The 19,257-nt window shown below is 28.4% G+C and carries 18 protein-coding genes; 6 read left to right on the plus strand and 12 right to left on the minus strand.

What is annotated here, in order from left to right; translation table 11 throughout:
• Window positions 1–56 precede the first annotated feature (56 nt).
• Together ACSIGC_RS14965 and ACSIGC_RS14970 are read right to left on the minus strand one after the other, a co-directional pair.
• On the minus strand, window positions 57–842 hold the full coding sequence (locus ACSIGC_RS14965) for a LytTR family transcriptional regulator DNA-binding domain-containing protein (protein ID WP_442265583.1): 786 nt from the start codon (window positions 840–842) through the stop codon (window positions 57–59).
• Window positions 835–1,737: an SH3 domain-containing protein gene (locus ACSIGC_RS14970; RefSeq protein WP_442265584.1), complete on the minus strand. Its 903-nt coding sequence runs from the start codon at window positions 1,735–1,737 to the stop codon at window positions 835–837. Before ACSIGC_RS14970 ends, ACSIGC_RS14965 begins: the two co-directional genes overlap by 8 nt.
• Before the next feature lie 116 nt (window positions 1,738–1,853).
• On the opposite strand from ACSIGC_RS14970, the gene ACSIGC_RS14975 reads away from it, so the two are divergent.
• The 6 genes from ACSIGC_RS14975 (at window position 1,854) to ACSIGC_RS15000 (ending at window position 9,573) form a co-directional block, all read left to right on the plus strand.
• Complete coding sequence (locus ACSIGC_RS14975; protein WP_442265585.1) at window positions 1,854–3,488, plus strand: amidase family protein; 1,635 nt, start codon at window positions 1,854–1,856, stop codon at window positions 3,486–3,488.
• Between the two features lie 48 nt (window positions 3,489–3,536).
• Window positions 3,537–4,892: a 30S ribosomal protein S12 methylthiotransferase RimO gene (gene rimO / locus ACSIGC_RS14980; RefSeq protein WP_442265586.1), complete on the plus strand. Its 1,356-nt coding sequence runs from the start codon at window positions 3,537–3,539 to the stop codon at window positions 4,890–4,892.
• Window positions 4,893–4,964: 72 nt separating this feature from the next.
• Entirely contained in the window at window positions 4,965–5,633 is a 669-nt protein-coding gene (locus tag ACSIGC_RS14985; RefSeq protein WP_442265587.1) for a DUF4386 domain-containing protein, read from the plus strand.
• Between the two features lie 125 nt (window positions 5,634–5,758).
• Window positions 5,759–6,493 (plus strand): diphthine--ammonia ligase, encoded by a 735-nt coding sequence (locus ACSIGC_RS14990; RefSeq protein WP_442265588.1) that lies wholly within the window; start codon window positions 5,759–5,761, stop codon window positions 6,491–6,493.
• 153 nt (window positions 6,494–6,646) lie between these two features.
• Window positions 6,647–8,872, plus strand: a complete 2,226-nt coding sequence (locus tag ACSIGC_RS14995; RefSeq protein ID WP_442265589.1) for a hypothetical protein — start codon at window positions 6,647–6,649, stop codon at window positions 8,870–8,872.
• Window positions 8,873–9,051: 179 nt separating this feature from the next.
• Window positions 9,052–9,573 (plus strand): hypothetical protein, encoded by a 522-nt coding sequence (locus ACSIGC_RS15000; protein ID WP_442265590.1) that lies wholly within the window; start codon window positions 9,052–9,054, stop codon window positions 9,571–9,573.
• 74 nt (window positions 9,574–9,647) lie between these two features.
• On the opposite strand, the gene ACSIGC_RS15005 is transcribed toward ACSIGC_RS15000, so the two are convergent.
• The 10 genes from ACSIGC_RS15005 to ACSIGC_RS15050 form a co-directional block, all read right to left on the minus strand.
• The gene (locus ACSIGC_RS15005) at window positions 9,648–10,217 is read right to left on the minus strand and encodes a PAS domain-containing protein (protein ID WP_442265591.1); all 570 of its coding nucleotides are present in this window, start codon (window positions 10,215–10,217) and stop codon (window positions 9,648–9,650) included.
• A gap of 48 nt (window positions 10,218–10,265) precedes the next feature.
• Complete coding sequence (locus tag ACSIGC_RS15010; RefSeq protein ID WP_442265592.1) at window positions 10,266–12,740, minus strand: M14 metallopeptidase family protein; 2,475 nt, start codon at window positions 12,738–12,740, stop codon at window positions 10,266–10,268.
• Window positions 12,741–12,787: 47 nt separating this feature from the next.
• Window positions 12,788–13,552, minus strand: a complete 765-nt coding sequence (locus ACSIGC_RS15015; protein ID WP_442265593.1) for a TIGR02757 family protein — start codon at window positions 13,550–13,552, stop codon at window positions 12,788–12,790.
• 8 nt (window positions 13,553–13,560) lie between these two features.
• Window positions 13,561–14,112 carry a CPBP family intramembrane glutamic endopeptidase gene (locus ACSIGC_RS15020; protein ID WP_442265594.1) on the minus strand — a complete coding sequence of 184 codons (552 nt, stop codon included), beginning with the start codon at window positions 14,110–14,112 and terminating at the stop codon, window positions 13,561–13,563.
• A gap of 52 nt (window positions 14,113–14,164) precedes the next feature.
• A complete protein-coding gene (locus ACSIGC_RS15025; RefSeq protein ID WP_442265595.1) occupies window positions 14,165–15,649 on the minus strand; it encodes a S10 family peptidase in 1,485 nt (494 codons plus the stop codon).
• Window positions 15,650–15,664: 15 nt separating this feature from the next.
• Window positions 15,665–16,378, minus strand: coding sequence for a DUF3667 domain-containing protein (locus ACSIGC_RS15030; RefSeq protein ID WP_442265596.1), 714 nt, complete (start codon window positions 16,376–16,378; stop codon window positions 15,665–15,667).
• 72 nt (window positions 16,379–16,450) lie between these two features.
• On the minus strand, window positions 16,451–17,092 hold the full coding sequence (locus tag ACSIGC_RS15035; RefSeq protein ID WP_442265597.1) for an MIP/aquaporin family protein: 642 nt from the start codon (window positions 17,090–17,092) through the stop codon (window positions 16,451–16,453).
• A gap of 50 nt (window positions 17,093–17,142) precedes the next feature.
• Window positions 17,143–17,541, minus strand: a complete 399-nt coding sequence (locus tag ACSIGC_RS15040) for a GlcG/HbpS family heme-binding protein (protein WP_442265598.1) — start codon at window positions 17,539–17,541, stop codon at window positions 17,143–17,145.
• A gap of 103 nt (window positions 17,542–17,644) precedes the next feature.
• Window positions 17,645–18,478: a helix-turn-helix domain-containing protein gene (locus tag ACSIGC_RS15045; protein ID WP_442265599.1), complete on the minus strand. Its 834-nt coding sequence runs from the start codon at window positions 18,476–18,478 to the stop codon at window positions 17,645–17,647.
• Between the two features lie 33 nt (window positions 18,479–18,511).
• Window positions 18,512–19,174: an ABC transporter ATP-binding protein gene (locus ACSIGC_RS15050; protein ID WP_442265600.1), complete on the minus strand. Its 663-nt coding sequence runs from the start codon at window positions 19,172–19,174 to the stop codon at window positions 18,512–18,514.
• Between the last annotated feature and the right edge of the window lie 83 nt (window positions 19,175–19,257).

Here is a 19,257-nt window from a genome sequence, read left to right on the forward strand (position 1 = left end):
CGAAAGTCTACAAGAACAGCTGATAGTTGCGAAAGGTTTGTTTTTAGGTGCGAAAATCAGATTGACCTAAGATTGTTTTTAAAACTTTTAGATACAGGAATTTCAATTTGTGTAAGTAAAATAGTATTTGAGTTTTTCCAAGATTTAAAATGAGAAGGGTTTATCAAATGAGATCGATGTACTTGAGTAAGAAAATTGAAATCGGAATGAATTTTTTTTAAGGATGATCTAATTAATTTAGAATTGATATTGTTCTGATCTAAAAAAAAGACTTCAACATAGTTTTGAGATTTAGAAATACAGATTAAATCTTCCTTTTTAATCTTTAAAATATCTAATTTATATTCACCTTTTATAGTGATTTTTTTCTCTTCTTTATTTATAGATTTAGGTTGTTCTATTATTGTTTCTTTAATCTGTTTTGGTAGTTGTTTAAGAGTTAGGTTTCTTGCAAATATTATAATTGGGATAAAAATTAGAGCTGATTTTAAATTGCCATGAAAGAACTGATTAAATGACCAAATTCCATTTAAAAAAGGACTTTTATAATACAAGAAAGTAAGAATTAAATTCAGAAAAAGAAAACATAAAATAGATAGAATTTCTAGTACAATGTTCCATTTTTCAAATCTTTGATAAATAGAATCTTGTAATATCGAAATGATAAAGTAGCTTAAAAAAGTAATAAAGCTAAATCCAATACTTAAAAACTCCCACCAAAGATAATTTCCAAAATTCCCACTATCGAAAGGTCTTATATAGTATGTGAAAATAAAAATCCAAAGACTTAAAAAAGTGTCTACATAAGTATGAAGTTTTATGGAAGGATTTAATTTATTCATTTAAGATTTTTTCAGTAAATCCATTAAAAACATAACCTATTGTCCAGTTATTATTAGTGTAGTTTTCTACTCTAACCCAGTTTCCTTTGATAATTTTTCCTTCATCGTAAAGTTCTAGCTTTTGATCTGTTACTTCTTGTACAATAATTTGAGTTCTAAAAGGGAATTTGCCTATTTTATTTCCTTTAAGACTAGGTTTGTCACGAACAACAAGTCCTTTTTTGGCTGTAGTAATTAATAAATCTTGCGATAAATCATGTTTTTGTTTAATATCCAATCCACCCCAAGTAAGTTTTTCTTGTCTTAAAATAAGATCAACTTTTGGTTTACCATCTAAATATTTATAAGTTTTTAATGTATTATATATGGTGTTTTTTTTACCAAAAGTATAGTAAGATTCTGGTTCTCCGAATTCTTCAATATCGAAAGTTACATCAGGTAGTTTTATATATTTGCGATCAAGAGTTTCTAAAATATAAACTTTAGTTATAGTACAAGCACAAGGGCATTCATCTATATCAAAAGTGATAACTCTATTTACATTATCTAGATTATGATGCCTAATTTCAAAAACTTTAGCATCGTTTTCATAAAATTCAGCATCAATCTCTAAAGCAGAAATTACTTTTCCAGTTTTATCATATAAGTTAAGGGTTCTTTGACTGTCAGAAATGTCAACATTACTTTTTTCAATTTTTGAAATACGAAAATCTTTAGATTCAACGATTGTATCCTTCAAAGTAGTGCCATTTTCAATAGGTTTTACAGTTTCTTTAGCTTCCACAGTCTTTTCAGAAGTAGAACTCGTTAAAGTTGATGTTTTTTTATCTCCTTCATTTTTACATGAAAAAAATAAAAAGTAGATCATTAATATTAAGAAAACTTTCTTTATCATAACATAGTATTTCCAAACTCAAATATAAGATATTCACAATAACCTGATTTGACGTAGTTTTTAGCGACTTAAAATATTCATATCTTTATAAAGTCAATCAATTTAAAAACCACTTCGTGAAAAATATAATAACACTACTCGCTATATTAGTTTTAATAGGATGTAAAAAGGAAGAAGAGAAGGAGATTCAATACTTTACAAATTATGATGAAACTGCTGAATTAAAAGCACAGCAAGAACATGAGAACCCAAGAATGAAGTTTAAACTGCTACGATCTAAATTTTTGGATATGAATGAAGTTTTTAAACCTTTTCAAAAAGATTTAAAGCAATTTTCAGAAGAAAATTATAAAAGTTTAAAGCCATTAATTATCGAACAATCTATTCCTTCAATTCAGCAATCAATAAAAGATGGGAAGTTAACATATGAAAATCTTACACTATTTTATTTGTATAGAATTAGAAAGTTTGAAAGTGATTCCACAAAATACTTAAATGCAATTATTAGTTTAAATCCTAAAGTAATTGAGGAAGCGAAACAAAAAGATAAAGAATTAAAAGATCAAAATATTTCTAATGAATCGGTATTCGGAATGCCTATTCTATTAAAAGACAATATTAACACAGAAAATTTACCTACAACAGCAGGAGCTTTAGCTTTAAAGGATAATAAAACAAGTGATGCTTTTATTACAAAACAATTAAAAGCAAATGGAGCTTTAATTTTAGGAAAAGTAAATCTAAGCGAATGGGCATACTATTTTTGTACTGGTTGTCCGTTAGGATATAGTGCGATTGGAGGCCAGACTTTAAATCCTTATGGAAGAAAAATATTTGAAACAGGAGGTTCAAGTTCTGGAAGTGGTGTCGCAACTGCTGTAAATTATGCCGTAGCTACTATAGGAACAGAAACAGCAGGATCAATAACTTCACCTTCAAGTCAGAATTCAGTTGTAGGACTAAAACCAACAATCGGTTTGCTAAGTCGTTCAGGAATAATTCCAATTTCTAGTACACTAGATACACCTGGTCCAATGACAAAAAATGTAATAGATAATTATATTCTTTTGAAAGCTTTATTAGGGAAAGATACATCAGACGAAAAATCGTTTGAATTAACTGAAAACGAGAAGCAGTTTAAAAAGCAAAGTTTAGAAGGGAAAAAGTTAGGAGTTTTCAAAGCATTATTAAATGATTCTATTTACAAGAAAACAATAGATAAGGTAAAATCAGCAGGAGCTACAATTGTTGAAATATCACCAGAACAAAGAAGTTTGCAAGGTTTCCTAACCTTATTAAATATTGATATGAAACATGATTTATCTAAGTATTTAGGTGATAAGAAAGTTTCAGAAAAAACAGTAAAAGATCTTGTCATATTTAATGAGCAAGATTCAATTTTGAGAGCGCCTTACGGTCAGCAATTGTTTGAAGGAATAGTAAACGATTCAACAACTACTCAAGAATTTGAGAAAGTAAAATTAAATTTGAAAGAGGCAGGAGTTTCTTTTTATCAAGTGTTCGAAGAAGAAAAATTAGATGCAATCCTTTCTATTAATAATTTTCATTCAGCATATTCAGCTGTAGCCGAATATCCTAATTTAACAATCCCGATGGGATATAAAGAAACAGGTGAGCCTATTAATTTAACTTTCATTGGGTTACCAAAAACAGAATTTAAATTGTTATCATTAGGAATGGCTTTTGAAAAATTATCGAAAGCTAGAAAATTACCTAAAGACTATGAGTGATTTATGACGAATAAATCATAATTTTGCACACCTTAAATTTTTAGATAGATGCGTACTAAATCTACAAAACAAAATAAGATCAATGTGGTAACCTTAGGTTGTTCTAAAAACGTTTACGATAGTGAAGTGTTAATGGGGCAGTTAAAAGCTAATGGTAAAAATGTTGTACATGAAGATCCAGAAGATGATGGAAATATTGTAGTTATTAATACTTGTGGTTTTATCGGTAAAGCCAAAGAAGAGAGTGTAGATACAATTTTACATTATGCGCAAAAAAAAGAAAGAGGTGAAGTAGATAAAGTTTTTGTTTCTGGTTGTTTAAGTGAACGTTATAAACCAGATTTAGAAAAAGAGATCACTAATGTAGATCAGTATTTTGGTACACACGATTTGCCAAATCTTTTAAAAGTATTAGAAGCAGATTACAAACACGAGTTAATTGGTGAGCGTTTAACAACAACACCAAAGCATTATGCATATTTAAAAATCGCAGAAGGTTGTGATCGTCCATGTTCATTTTGTGCAATTCCATTAATGCGAGGAAAACATAAATCTACACCAATTGAAGATCTAGTGATTGAAGCTACAAAGTTAGCTGCAAATGGAATTAAGGAAATTATGTTAATTGCTCAAGATTTAACCTATTATGGTTTAGATATCTATAAGAAAAGAGCTTTAGCAGATTTATTAAGAGAGCTAGTAAAAGTTGATGGAATTGAATGGATTCGTTTGCATTATGCATTCCCAACAGGGTTTCCAATGGACGTATTAGAAGTAATGAAAACAGAGCCTAAAGTTTGTAATTACTTAGATATTCCATTACAACATATTAATACAGAGATTTTAAAATCGATGAAACGTGGAACAACTCACGAAAAAACAACAAGCTTAATTCATAAGTTTAGAGAGTTTGTTCCAGATATGGCAATTCGTACGACATTAATTGTTGGATATCCTGGAGAAACAGAAGAGCAATTCCAAGAGTTAAAAGATTGGGTTGAAGAAATGCGTTTCGAGCGTTTAGGTGCTTTTGAATATTCTCACGAAGAAAATACTGGAGCTTATGTTTTAGAAGACGATGTTCCTGCAGATGTAAAATTCCGTAGAGTAAATGAAATCATGGAAGTTCAAAGTCAGATTTCTTGGGAGTTGAATCAAGAGAAAATAGGAAAGACTTTCCGTTGTTTATTCGATAGAAAAGATGGAGAGTATTATTACGGAAGAACAGAGTTTGATTCGCCAGATGTTGATAATGATGTTATTGTTGATGCAACAGAACATTATATTAAATTAGGAGAGTTTATTGATGTTGAAATTTATGATGCTGGAGATTTTGATTTATATGGAAAACCAACAGTAAAACAAGAACGTCCTGTTCCTTTAAATCAAAAAAGAAATAAGTAGTTAAATCTCATTCATATTGTAACAGTTTGATTTATAGTTCGTCTTCTGATTAATTAATCAAATGAACAAACTATGAAATCTAATCAAAAAACTGCAAGAATTGTAGGTGTTTTATTCCTTTTTATTTTTTTTGCAGGAGTAACTGTTTATCAAGTTTTGCAAGCACCATTATTATCTGATGATATTTTAAAAGAAACTGCTACTCATCAAAATCAACTAATAAGTTCTACTTTGTTAAATATGCTAAGTGGAATTTTATCTATTAGTATTGCAGTATTATTATTTCCAGTTTTTAAAACATATAGCACCAATTTAGCTAGACTTTATTTTGCATTTACTTTGTTAAACTTTATAGCAATTGTTATTGATAATGGAAGTGTGTTTTCATTATTAGAACTTAGTAAAGTTTCTAGTGATATTAAGAATATTGATACCTTAAATGCTCTTCAAAAAGTATTCTCTGAGAAACACTGGTGGACACATTATTTTTCATTATTAACTTCTTGTTTTCCAGTTTTTGTATTATACTATACCTTATTTATTGCTAAATTAGTACCAAAATTGATTTCATTAGTCGGAATAATAGCATCAATACTGATGTTTATTGAAATGTTGTCTTCTATTTTCGGTCACGGTATAAGTATGAGTCTAATGTTACCAATGGCGTTTATTCAATTATTATTACCAATTTGGTTACTTATCAAAGGATTTAAAGAAAATATTATCATTAACAATCATTAAATTTTATTTGGAATATGTTGTTCAATAATAACTTGAAGGAATTATATTTTAATTAAAAAAGAAACACTACAGGAAAAAATTATATAAAAGGATCACACTTGTTGTGTTCTTTTTATTTTTACATCATGAAAAAAGCATTTTTTAATTGGAGCTCAGGTAAAGATTCTGCATTCGCATTGTATAAAGTATTACAAGATAAAGAATACGATATTAAGAAATTATTGACAAATGTTAATGAAGAGTATCGTAGAATCTCTATGCATGGATTAAGAGAAGAATTACTTGATGAGCAAGTTAAAGCTATCGGCTTTCCTTCAGAGAAATTATATTTTCCTGCTCAAGTAACTATGGAAATGTATAATCAAAAGATGAAAGAAACTTTAACTTCTTTTAAAGATGAACATTTAGATTATGCGATTTTTGGTGATATTTTTTTAGAGGATTTAAAAAAATATAGAGATCAAAAGTTAGCAGAAGTTGGTTTAAAAGGAGTGTATCCATTATGGAAAAGAGATACTAAAGAATTGCTTAAAGAATTTTTACAATTAGGATTTAAAACTATTACAGTTTGTGTAAATGCCAAGTTGTTAGGAAAAGAGTTTGTTGGACGTATTATAGATGAAGATTTTATTAATGAATTGCCTGACAATATAGATCCATGTGGTGAAAATGGTGAATTTCATACTTTTTGTTTTGATGGTCCTATTTTTAAAAATCCTGTAAGATTTGAAATAGGAGAGAAAGTACTAAAATCATATACACTTAATGAAGATGATGATCAAAGTTGTCACACAGATACTTCAGAAGATATAAAAGAATATGATACAAGTTTTTGGTATTGTGATTTAACCCCAGTTTAATACTCTATTATAATATAAAAATCTCCTTTTTTTTAAAGTGTAAATCCGTTGTTTTTTTGAGGTAAAAAACTGATAAATAGTAGTTTTTATCATTGAGTTGGCTTCTTTGCTGTGTTTTAGATTGCAGAGGTAAATTATAAACCTTTTGAAATCATGTCAACCAAAGAAAAAAACACTACGATTCATTTTAAGTCAAGTGAAAAAACGAAATCACTTGAATTAATTGCTTATTTATTTGATAGAAATAAGAAGTTAGTTGAAAAAGTAATCATAAAAGATGATAAGGCTAAGTTTAAAACTAAATTTGATAGAAGGGATAATTCATCAATTTTAGTATTACCAAATGATGAAGCAATTTCAAACGAGACTGATTTTGCTGTGTTAGCGAGTAAACACAAAGCTTATCGACCAAAAGTTAGAATAAATAGAAACAATGAGTTAGAAGCACTAGCCATTCCTGATAAATTAACTGCATTTTGGTTTAGAAAAAAATGTAGAGTTCTTGGAAATGTATCTAAAGTTTTTAATATCAATAATTTTAAAGATAGAAAAGGCTTATGTAATGTTAGAGTTCATATTTGCGAAGTAGATAGGATAGAATGGTTACTACCAAAAGTACCAGATGATATCATTATTAAAATTCCAGATTTAATATTGTATCCTGAAATACCAATGCCTATTCCAACTATAAAAGAAATTCCTGAAATACCAAGGCCATTTCCATTACCAAATTTAAACTTCGATTTTAACTTTTTTGAGGGTACTAAAAGACCTGAGTTAAATTTAAAGTTCCCAAAAGAAAATAAATTAATTTTATCCAAGGCTACTCAACCAATTATTGAAAATGAAAAAGTTTTAAACTTACTACAAAGTAAAAATCCAAAATTAATAAGAGAGGCAATTTTAAATAACTTCTCTTTATTTCATCCTGTGATTTGTTTAGTTCCTTGGTTGTGGCATTATTTTTATAAGTGTGATCACTTAACTACTGTATATACTGATAATAATGGAGATTTTGATACTGAAATTTCTTATGCAATATTTGGAGATCATCCCGATTTATATTTCTGGGTAGAAGCATTTATAGATGATCAGTGGGTAACAGTATATAAGCCATGGTTATCATGTAATACATATTGGAATTATAAATGTGGTACAGAGGTAAATATAAATGTAACAGATGAAAGAGTTCGTTGGGAGTGTTCTAACGATTTAGATGGTGAATTAATTTGGATTAAAACAATTAATTGGGGAACTAGTGTTACTCACATAGAACAAAGAGATGTGGATGGAGTTCCAATTCAAGGTAAAATTTTAAAAAGACAAGGATTAACAGATAAGCATGAAACAAAAGGGAATTTTAGAAGGCCTTTTGGAAAGAATTTATCTTTTATAGTACAATTTAGTAAAGACTTACCTAGTAATAAATACATCTATTACAGATGGTCGTTTAAGAAAGTTAAAAATGCTGATTTATCCGACGTTGTAAGTACATATAAAAGCTTAGATAATTTAGTTAGAAAATCATATTCATATACTTTTAGAGATAGCAACGGACATTTACATTTTAATTACAATAGTGTTAAGCTAGGTCCTTTTGATGTTGCTTCAGAAAGAAATTTATATTTAATTCCAACGAGTTCACCGCAAGATGCACCATTTAACGCTTCAGAACAAGACGCAGATTGGGATAGAAATACAAGAACTATAGCTTTTGATTCTTCTTTAGAAGGAGATGGTTTATATGAGTTTATATTAGAACTTTTTGATAAAAACGGTAACAAAGTAACTAATATACCGAATCAATTATTTCAAGTTCCAGATTTTGATACGTTTACACCTTCAATAAATGCGCCAGCAATAAATCTAGTTAATAATATAGGAACGAATACTTGTAGTGCATTTAAAATGGTCATGAGAATTGATAATAGTTCTACTCAAGCAGATATTTATAAAATAAAAGTTGATGGAGTAGAGGTAAATCCTACTTGTTGTGGTTTTGTACCTTATGAAAATGTAAACTCTAACATTGAAATTAAATTTAGAGCATATCATCCTCACAATTTTGCTGATTTAAGTTTTGTGGTTCAAAAAGGAACATGTAGTGATTCTGTTCAAACAAGAAAAACGAATGCAAGAGGAATGGTTATTGGAAATGCAATAACAACAACTAGTCCAAATTATATTAGAAATGAATTTAGTGAATACACAAAAACATTTAAACCTGCAGATTTATTGGGTATTTGTGCTAGTGAAGAGAAAGCAGCTTTTGCACAACGATTATATGTTAATGCTTTGGCAACTAACGGAGATCATGAAATAGATGCTTATGATTCTTCTAAATTAGTAGCTTTTGCATTAGATAAAAAAAAGAGTTAGAGTTAATAAGATTATATTGTTTGTATTAATAACAACCTTGAGAATTAAAAATATTCTTGAGGTTGTTTTTTTAGTGAGGATATTATTAGTTAGTTTTACTAAAGTCAAATTTGTTATGATTAGAAAAATATTATTAGTATCGCTATCATTTATTAGCTTTCAAAAAGAAATAATTTAAAATGAAGAAGTTTTTTATCTTAAGTACTTTAGTTTGTTGTTTTTCAAATTGTTCTTTTTTTGAACATAAAAAAATTATAATTACAAAAGAATATATTATAAATGAAAATTGGATAAACGATCACAATGGTATTTTTATTGAGAGAATGAAAGTGAAACAGGACAGTATAATTAATATTTTAGATGTAAATTTTGATGGAGCAGATATTAATAGTATGAATATAGTAAACAAATTGGAAAAAGATAGTTTGTTTTTCTATAGTTATAACGTAGGCAAAACATATGATTCTTTAATGTCTTTATCCAAATTGTCTGAAAAGAAAATTTATTTCCATAAGCCTAACGAAGGTTTATGGGTTAAAGGTCGTTTTTCTGGAGACACTGTTAAAGTTCTTGGTAGTTTAGGTAATAATAAATGGTACAAGTTTTCTAATTTAAAACCAAGAACTAAGTTTTTTGTATTTATTTATGTAGATACTACAGGTCAAGTTCATCGATTTGATCAAGACTTATCAAATTATTAAAATATATTTTGGTATATCTAAAAATTCTTTTATAGAATTTCAAGGTTTTTTTATGTATTGTGATAACTTAAAAACTAAGCTATTTGCTTTTCTAAAGCTAAAAAATGAGTTACTTCATTTTTGTCTTTTAATGGGAAAATATGAAGCTCACATTTATATTCTGTTTTATCTTTTTTATGATTTATGATAACTTCTTTAAAAGGATTACCTAATTGAAGTTTTTGTCTAATCCTTTCTCTAACTTCAGCGGATGTTGATCGTCCTTGTAAAAAACTAGGAGTTTTTCTAACTGCATAATTTTTTGGATAGCCAGTCATTTTAGAGAAACCATCGTTAACCCAAAGAATATTTCTATCGATATCCGTTAAGATTAAAGCTTCAAAAGAGTTTTTAGTTAAAATACTTTCTATGTTACTTTCCCAAGAAAAACTACTAGCTATATTTTTTAAAGAAAAAATATCTTTTTGAAGAGAAGAACTTTTAAGTAAAGAATGATAGTTTTGTATATGTAAGTCGAAACTAAGCATATTTATTCTAGCTTTATTTTTATCAACTAAAAGAGGTTTAATTTCTTCGTACTTACTTTTAGATAATGAATTTAAATAAATATCTAAACTCTTCATTTTTGTTATACCATTTCTCATTTTTCTAGTTTGAAAGTTAAAAATAACTAAAACTTTTTTGTTTTTAATTTAATTAACCATAAATATGGCATTAGCAAAGAAAAGTTTTCCATTATCCCAAAAACCTCTAAATAAAGGATTATCAGCTAAATATATTATATTACCTTTTCCAATAGATTCATTTCCGAAGATCAACGAATTCTTTTGCTTCTTTAATGTTTCAGAACCAGCAAACCCAGAAATAACATTATTATTATCAAGTGTAACAACATTAGTTCCTTTTTTTAATAGATCATATGCGTTACTACCTAATTTTAAAGTGAAATATTTTTCATCATACCCGAAGGCTAAAGGATGTGAATTATCTACTTTTGTTTTAAAAATAGCACCTGTTATTAATTTTTTAATTTGCTCTCTTTCTTGATCTTTAAATAAAATTGATTTAACAATTGGTTTTTCTTCATTTTTTTTCTTTTTCTTTTTAAGTTGTTTAGGAGTTAAATTAAAGATTTTACTCTCACTAAAAACTTGGTTAGCACCTCCAATAGCAATTACTTTACCTCCTTGATTTATCCAAGATTTAAGAGCTTTTAACTTAGTCTCATTTAATATACTATTATAATACCCATTAGGTAAGATTAAAGTATTGAATTTCGCTAAAGTTTTAACAGATAAACTACTTGTAGAAATTGAACTGTAATTATAGTTTAAATCTTGCTCTAAAAAATAACGAACTTCTCCATAACTTAATGTAGAAATTCCTCTACCACCTAAAACAGCAATTTTATTATTCTTTATTTCTTTAACACTTGGAGATCCCATATCCACACCATTTTCAGATAGCCCTGTAGAGATATAATTATTCACTTTATTGTGTTTTAAACTAATTTTTAAAATTAGTTGGTCAAAGTTAGGAATATGTTTGTTATCTCTTTTAGTAATAAATAAAGAACCAGGAAGTAGTTCTTTATTGCTGTTTTTCATCACTTTTTCATTAGTTCTTACTCTAATTTTATGTTGTAATAAATCTGATAACAATGTTGCGTCTGAAACATGATTCCAATCAAAAACATACGCATAAACATTATTTTTTAAAGTAGCTTTTTTATTTTCAGAATTGTTAGCAGATGTATTCACTTGTTTTTTACTTGCTATAGCATTTAAACCATAAGCATAAGGTAAAGACCAAGCTGTAATATCGTAAGTTAGTGTATCTTTAATTTTAGTTTTAGGTTCAAATAAAACTTCAATTAATTTTCCTTTAGGTTGATTTGTGTTTACAACCATATGATTTTTGTTAATTTTAGATTGACTATTCTTACCAGTATTATAATCTAAACCAGAAACAGAGTTTTCTGTAGTTTTTCCATAAGAAATTTCATGACGATCTAAAAGTATTTTTAATTGGCTTAATTTATCGGAATTACCTTGTAAAACATATGATTTATATTTGTATGAGTTTGTATTGTAGTAGTTTTTAAATTCAGAATTTAATTTTTTAACATTGTTGTAGGCAACTTCAACAGTTGATAGTCCAGTAGTTGTATGATGTGTAAGTCTATCTTTTAAGGTTAAAATATCTCCTTCAGCAGTTTTTATTCCTAAACCAGCCATTCCATGTCCCGCTTGTTCGTATGTCATACCAATTGCTCCGTTAAAAGTAGGGTAAGTATCACCATAACTTGGGTATAATAAATCAAAACGTTCTTTAGTGAAATACAACCATCCATTTTTATCAAAATGTTTAGCATGATTTTTCCCTAATTCTCCTTGGAAATCACGTTGAAACTTTGTGATAATTTCATGAAAAGGTTCAGCGGCAGGAGCAAAATAATAAGGATTATTAATGTATTGCTCGTGAAAATCAACATGAACATGAGGTAACCATTTATTGTAAACATTTAAACGTTGTTGAGATTCCGTTTGGGTTGCCCAAGCCCAATCTCTATTTAAATCGAATAAATAATGATTTGGCCTACCTTGAATCCAAGGTTCATTATGTTCTATAGCAGAAGGATTAGGGTTTACATTTCTGTTGGATACTTGATTAAACCAATTTACATAACGATCTCTTCCATCTGGATTTAAACAAGGATCTATAATCACAATAGTTTTGTCGAGCCAAGCTTTTTTTTCGGTAAGTAATTTGTAGGCAGTTAACATTGAGGCTTCACTAGATGAAGCTTCATTTCCGTGAACATTGTAACTTAACCAAACTATTGCTTTGTCTTCTAAGGAAGAAGTTTTTTCAATATTAGCATTTGTTAGATGCTGTTTTCTAATACTTTCAATGTTTGTAAGATTATTTTTACTTGATAAGTAGGCAACCTGCAAAATTCTTCTTTCATACGTTTTTCCGTACTTTTCCAAACTTAAATTATTAGAATTTTCTGCTAAATAGTTAAAATAATCTACAACTTGATGATGTCTTGTGAATTGAGACCCTAAAGGATAACCAAGAAATTCTGAAGGAGACTGTATTTTTTGAGAAAATAGCTGTAACGTAGTTATGAATAATATAACTAAAGAAGTTTTTAAACGCATTGAACCTAATATTTGATTGATAGTCAAATGTAAGGAAATAATCTCATCTAAAACTTTTCAAAAACACCCAAACCGAATAAAGCAAAGTCATATTTAACAGGGTCATTAGCGTCAAATTCCCTTAACATTAGGTCTAATTCTTTAATTGCTTTCCAATCATTTTGTTTACGATTTAAAACACCTAGTTTTCTTGCGATATTACCAGTATGAACATCTAAAGGACAATGTAAGTTACTTGCTTTGTGGTTTTTCCAAATACCAAAATCAACCCCTTTTTTATTGTCTCTAACCATCCAACGTAAAAACATGTTAATACGTTTTGCTGCTGAACCTTTTACAGGGTCGGAAATGTGTTTTTGAGTTCTTGGTAAATGAGGGATTTCAAAAAATATTTTTTTAAAGTTATGAATAGCAAATTGATAATTATCTGCTTCTTTTGAAGGGAGTAAAACAGATGCTAGTCCATTATGATTTTCATAAATGTTTTTTAATGAACGAATAAAAAATTTAAAATCTTCAGCATTAAAAGTTCGATGTACAAATCCATCAAAATTATCAAGTTGATCTTCAGAATGATGTAAAACAAAATCATAAGGAGAATTCCCCATTAAATCCATCATACGTTTTGAATTTTTTATAATCATCGTTCTATTTCCCCAAGCAATTATAGAAGAGAGAAAACCCGCAATTTCAATATCTTCTTTTAAAGAAAATGAATGAGGAATTTGAATAGGGTCGCTATCAATAAATTGATTATTCTCGTATAAATCAGCTTTTTCGTCTAAAAATTCTTTAAGCTCCTTTGTAGTCATGTTTTATTTTATGTTGGAAGACCTGCAAAGCTAAGGCAAATAAAGAAACCATTATATGTAGCGTGTAATAAAATACTCCAACCTAAACCAAAGCGTACTCTAAGAAAACCTAAATATCCACCTAAAACTAATTGAGGTGCTACTAAAATAGGAGCAAGAATTAAAACATTGTTAGTAATTGTATAATTTGATAAATGTACTAGTGCAAAAAGAATGGCAAAGCAATAAAAAGCAATTCTAAATAATGCTTTTCCTTTAAATAAGGTTAAAGGAGCTCTAAAAACAACTTCTTCAATTAATGGAGCTAAAATAGCAGCATAAAAAAATACAGCAATTTTGGAATATTGATTAATCATTTCAGCAACTGCATGATTTTCCATGTCTACCAAACCAGAAGCTTCAACTAAACCTAATAAAGGAGTTAATAAACCAATAGAAATAATACTGATCACTAAAGTGTGAAAAAATTTTTTCAATCTATATTTAGGATCAGTATTAGGATCTTGTTCTAAAACTGGATTTCTTAAATAAGAAATTAATTCATTAAAGGTTTCTCGCATAATTTGGTATTTATGAATAAGTAGCCAGAAACCTGAAAAAGTTACAGTTTAATTAATATTTAGCGGCTCCTGTATTTTTAGAACTTTTCAAAATAAAAGCTCTCAAATCATCATTGGCTTTTTCTAAATCTTCTTTTCTTAAATACATCATATGACCACTTCTGTATCCTTTAAAGAACATTCTGTTTTTTAACTTTCCACTAGGGTCTATTTTTCCCATAGTGTATTTAGCTGCACTATATGTAGTTGCACCATCATAATAACCCGATTGCACTAACAATTGTAAGTAAGGGTTTTCTGCCATAGCTTTTCGTAAATTTTCTCTAGCATTATTATTAGAAAAATCCCAAGGATGAACAGAACCAAACATATTGTATTTTACATCTGTTTTAAAATTCAAAACATTTTGTGTGTAATAATTTATAGCAGGAGTAAAGGAGTGTAACCAAGAAACTAATTCAGGACTATAATCTGGTCGTGTTCCGGTTTCAGTTCTGTCTAAACCTAAATACCTACTGTCTAATCTTCCTATAGTTTTTCCAGAAGAATTTCGTAATAATTCTTTCCAGAAGTAAGAAGTAGGAATTTCTAAATTTTGTTGAAGAATTACTCTTTTATCTATTCCAGAATAATAAGCCATTTGTTCTGCAATAGCATTTTTTTCTGTTTCACCAATATAACCGCCTTTCGCTAAAGCAGGAAGAAGTTTATTAATTGCAAAGTTTTCAGATTCTGGAAGAATTTCTAGTAAATCTTTTTGTTGCAGTGCAGGAGGTAATTGTTTATGATACCATGCTGCAGCAGTAAAATACGGGAAGTTTACTGCTAAATTCTCTGAACTTTCAGTACGGATGATTTTATAATCTGCAGGAGAAACCATAATAACTCCGTTCAAGTACATCCATTGTCTGCTTTGTAGTTCATAAGCTAACTGCATTACTCTTGTACCTCCATAGCTTTCACCAATAATATATTTTGGAGCTTTCCATTTATTATTTCTTGTAACAAAAGTATTTAACCAATCCGCTAAATATTTTGCATCAGCGTTTACTCCAAAAAAGTATTTTTTATCAACTTTTTCTCCTTTTTTTACTACTGGTCTAGAATATCCGGTGTTTACTGGGTTTACAAAAACAATATCAGCAACATCTAAAACAGAATACGGATTATCTTTTATTCCATAAGGTTGAATAGGATTACCTTCATCATCTATTTTTAAAACTTTAGGTCCAGTGTAAGCAATATGCATCCAAACAGAAGCCGAACCAGGTCCACCGTTAAAAGACATAATTAAAGGACGTTCCGATTGATTAGACACATCAGTTCGATGATAGTAAGTATAAAATAAAGTAGCTTTTATATTTCCGTTTGCATCAAAAACAGGTTGCGTACCTGTTTGAGCTTTATAGCTAACTTTTTTCCCTTTTATTGTAACAGTATTACTAGTTATTACAGTAGTATCTACAGGAACTCTCATGTCCTGAGCATTTACAAATAGAAATGAGAAAAAGAATAATAATAGAGTGAGTTTTTTCATTTGATATATAGATTTTTAAATAAGGTTGATTAATCCTAATATGACGATTATTGCAAATAAAGTTATGATAAAAAATAATACTGAAGCAAAGGCGGTTATAAATGATCCTATTTTATCATTTTTTTGATGAAATACTCTATAGATGTACCACGTTAAAGCAATAAAAATAAAAGGATTTAAAATTAATGGTATTCTAAAGATTAGAAAACTAATGCTACCAACAATTAAAGTTAAGTGACCTAGTATAAATGAGTTTATAGTAATATGCTCAGCAAAATTGTATCGTCTGAAAAATAGTTTTGTAATTAACGAGAGAGGAATTACGGTAAATACCCAAAAGAATTTAAAATAATTATAAATAAAAGCAGCACCTGTAGAACCTATTTTATAAGGTAAAGTTCCTTTCACAGTATTTGCTTGTTTTTCAGAGACTATTGATGCTGTACTAAAGAAAGATTCTAGAACTAAATAAGCAGTAATAGCAATAATTAAAAAGGAAATAGGGTTAAAAATGTGTTTTCTTTTCCCTTTTAAATATTCTTCAATAGTATGTTTAGGGTTTAAAGTCAGGTTTTTTAAGTTGTATAAAAAACCTTTATCCATGTTAGTAACAGTAGCAACAGTACTTGTAATAGTAGAAACAAAAGTTATTTTAGGAATGTCTCTTTTCTCACCACAATTTGGGCAAAATTTTTCATCATGTTCATAACTACAAGAAATACAAATCATAGAATTTAATATTTCTGATAAAATTACTTAAAAAAAGAACTATGTAATTATAATTCTTTTTAAGTTAAAAAATTAATTTTTGTTATATATGAATTTCCAAATAGACATTGCTGAAACAGCACCTAATATTGGAGCTGATATATAAATCCAAAGCGTTGAAATTTCACCTGAGATTACAGCAGGAGCTAAGCTTCTTGCAGGATTAAATGAGCCACCAGATATAGGACCAGAAAACAAAATAAAACTAATTACTGAACTTCCTATAATAATCCCAGCTATTTTCGAAGATTCTTTTGTTGAAGTGCTCTTTAAAATAGTTAACATTAAAAAGAAAGTTAAAATAAATTCTATAATTATTGATGATAAAGCACCGTTTTGAGGTGTTGTTTGTCCTAATGTTTTAGTTTCAGGGAAAATCAATAGCAATAAAAAACTCGCAGCAAATGCCCCTAATACTTGTGCAGTAATATAACCTAAAATACTGTTTTTTGGAATTTTGTTTCCGATTACTAAAGCTATAGTTACAGCTGGATTTATGTGTGCTCCAGAAATACTTCCAAAGCAATAAATTATTGTTGTTATAACGATACCAAATGTTACTGAAATACCAAGTAACCCTAAACTCTGATTAGTTAAAGAATTAACAATTACTGCTCCTGTTCCACAAAAAACTAAAGCAAAAGTTCCTATAAATTCAGCTAAATAATTTTTCATATTATTAATAATAAAGAGCAACTTAATGTTACTCTTTATTGTTTTTTGTTTTAAATAGCCTCCCTACCAGCTTCAGCTACAGCATGATCATTTTCAACAGTACTACCACTAACTCCAATAGCTCCAATAACATTTCCGTTAGCATCTTTTACAGGAACTCCACCTGGGAAAGTAATTAGTCCTCCATTAGAATGTTCAATATTGTAAAGTGAACCACCAGGTTGAGATAATTCGCCAATTACTCCTGTATTCATATCAAAGAAACGAGCTGTTTTTGCTTTTTTAATTGAAATATCTAAAGAACCTAACCAAGCTCCGTCCATACGAGCAAAAGCAATTAAATTAGCTCCAGAATCTACAACGGCAATGTTCATTTTAGTATTTAATTCAACTGATTTAGTTTTAGCAGCAGCAATTATTTTTTCTGCTTGTTCTAAAGTAATATTCATGTGTTCTATTTTTTAGTTTTAAAATTTCTGAGGCAAAAATAGAATCAGACTGAAGAAACGAGTTAACGATTAAAGTCCATATTGTTATGAAAAAAGGTCAATTTTAAATTGAAGATGGAGAAATGCCAAATCTTGATTTAAAGGCACTACTAAAATTTTGTAAATTACTGTAACCTAATTCTAAATAAATATCAGAAGCTTTAAGTTTTCCTTCTTCTAAAATAGTTTTGGCTTTCAGTAAACGTTTTTCACGGAACCATTTTCCTGGAGATAAATTATATTCCTTTATAAAATGACGTTTAAAAGTAGATAAACTCATATTGCATAGAAAAGCAATCTCTTCTAATGATAAAGAAGAATAAATATTTTGTTCGATGTTATATTTAAAAGAAGTCTTTTCCTTATGAACAAGAGAAAGTAAGTAGTTGTTAAAATCATTTTTGTATTTACTCTGTAGGTATAACAACAATTCTTCAAATTTAACTGTAAGTAAGTTCTCTGTAAATTCCATACTAGAATTACTTATAGATGTTAATGAGTTTAGGTAAGCTGTAATATATGTATCATTTTCAATAACAAAATAAGAAGGAATTTTTTTTGAAGAATTTTCTTTGGTAACATGTTTGTTCAAAAAATCGATTAATTGTTGTTCAGAAAAGAAAAGTAACTTACAATAGTATGTGTTTTCTTTATCAAGTAACTCGCTCCATAAACAATTTCCTTTAGGAATAAGTATCGATTGTTTATTGTCTACAATAACAGAAGTGTCAAGAAAATGAACCTGTTTTTTTCCTACTTGTAAAAAACTAAACATATGCATGTTTAAATTTACCTTAGTTTTAATAGCAGTTTCGGTCATTTTTAAGTCATAAATAAATAAGTTTTTATTTAGGTTGCCGTTTGCTATGTAACTTTCAGGTATATTTTCTATGCGCATTAATGCAAATGATTTACAATTTTAAAGTAACTGTTATTCAACAATAACACCGTCTTTCATTTCTAAAGTGCGATCGGCCATGTTTGCCAATTCTTTATTGTGAGTTACTAATACAAACGTTTGTCCGAATTTATCACGAAGTTCAAAAAATAATTCATGTAAGTTTTTGGCAGAGCTTGAATCTAAATTACCAGAAGGTTCATCTGCAAAAATTACAGAAGGACTATTAATTAAAGCTCTAGCTACAGCAACACGTTGTTGTTCACCACCAGAAAGTTCACTAGGTTTATGATTTTCTCTATGAGAAAGTCCAAGGAATTCAAGTAATTCTTTTGCTCTTTTTTCTGTTTCTTTTTTTCCTTTTTTAGCAATAAAAGCAGGAATACAAACATTTTCTAGAGCAGTAAATTCAGGAAGTAATTGGTGAAATTGAAAAATAAAACCGATGTGTTCATTTCTAAAAGCTGCGAGTTCATTTCCAGAAAGCTCTTTTATAGAAATATCGTTAATGAAAAGTTGATAGTTTTGCTCTTGATTAGCTTTATCTAATGTTCCTAAGATTTGTAATAAAGTGGTTTTACCTGCACCAGAAGGTCCAACAATAGCAACAATTTCTCCTTTTTCAATTTTGACGTTTACACCTTTTAAGATTTCAACATCACCATAACTTTTATGTATATTTTTTCCTGTAATCATGTTACGAATTCGATACAACGAATGTAAAAAAAAGAAATCAGACTAAAAGATATAATCTGATTTCTTACAAAAACAAACTAACG

The sequence above is a fragment of the Tenacibaculum aquaeponti genome, assembly GCF_052084715.1.
GTDB lineage: Bacteria > Bacteroidota > Bacteroidia > Flavobacteriales > Flavobacteriaceae > Polaribacter.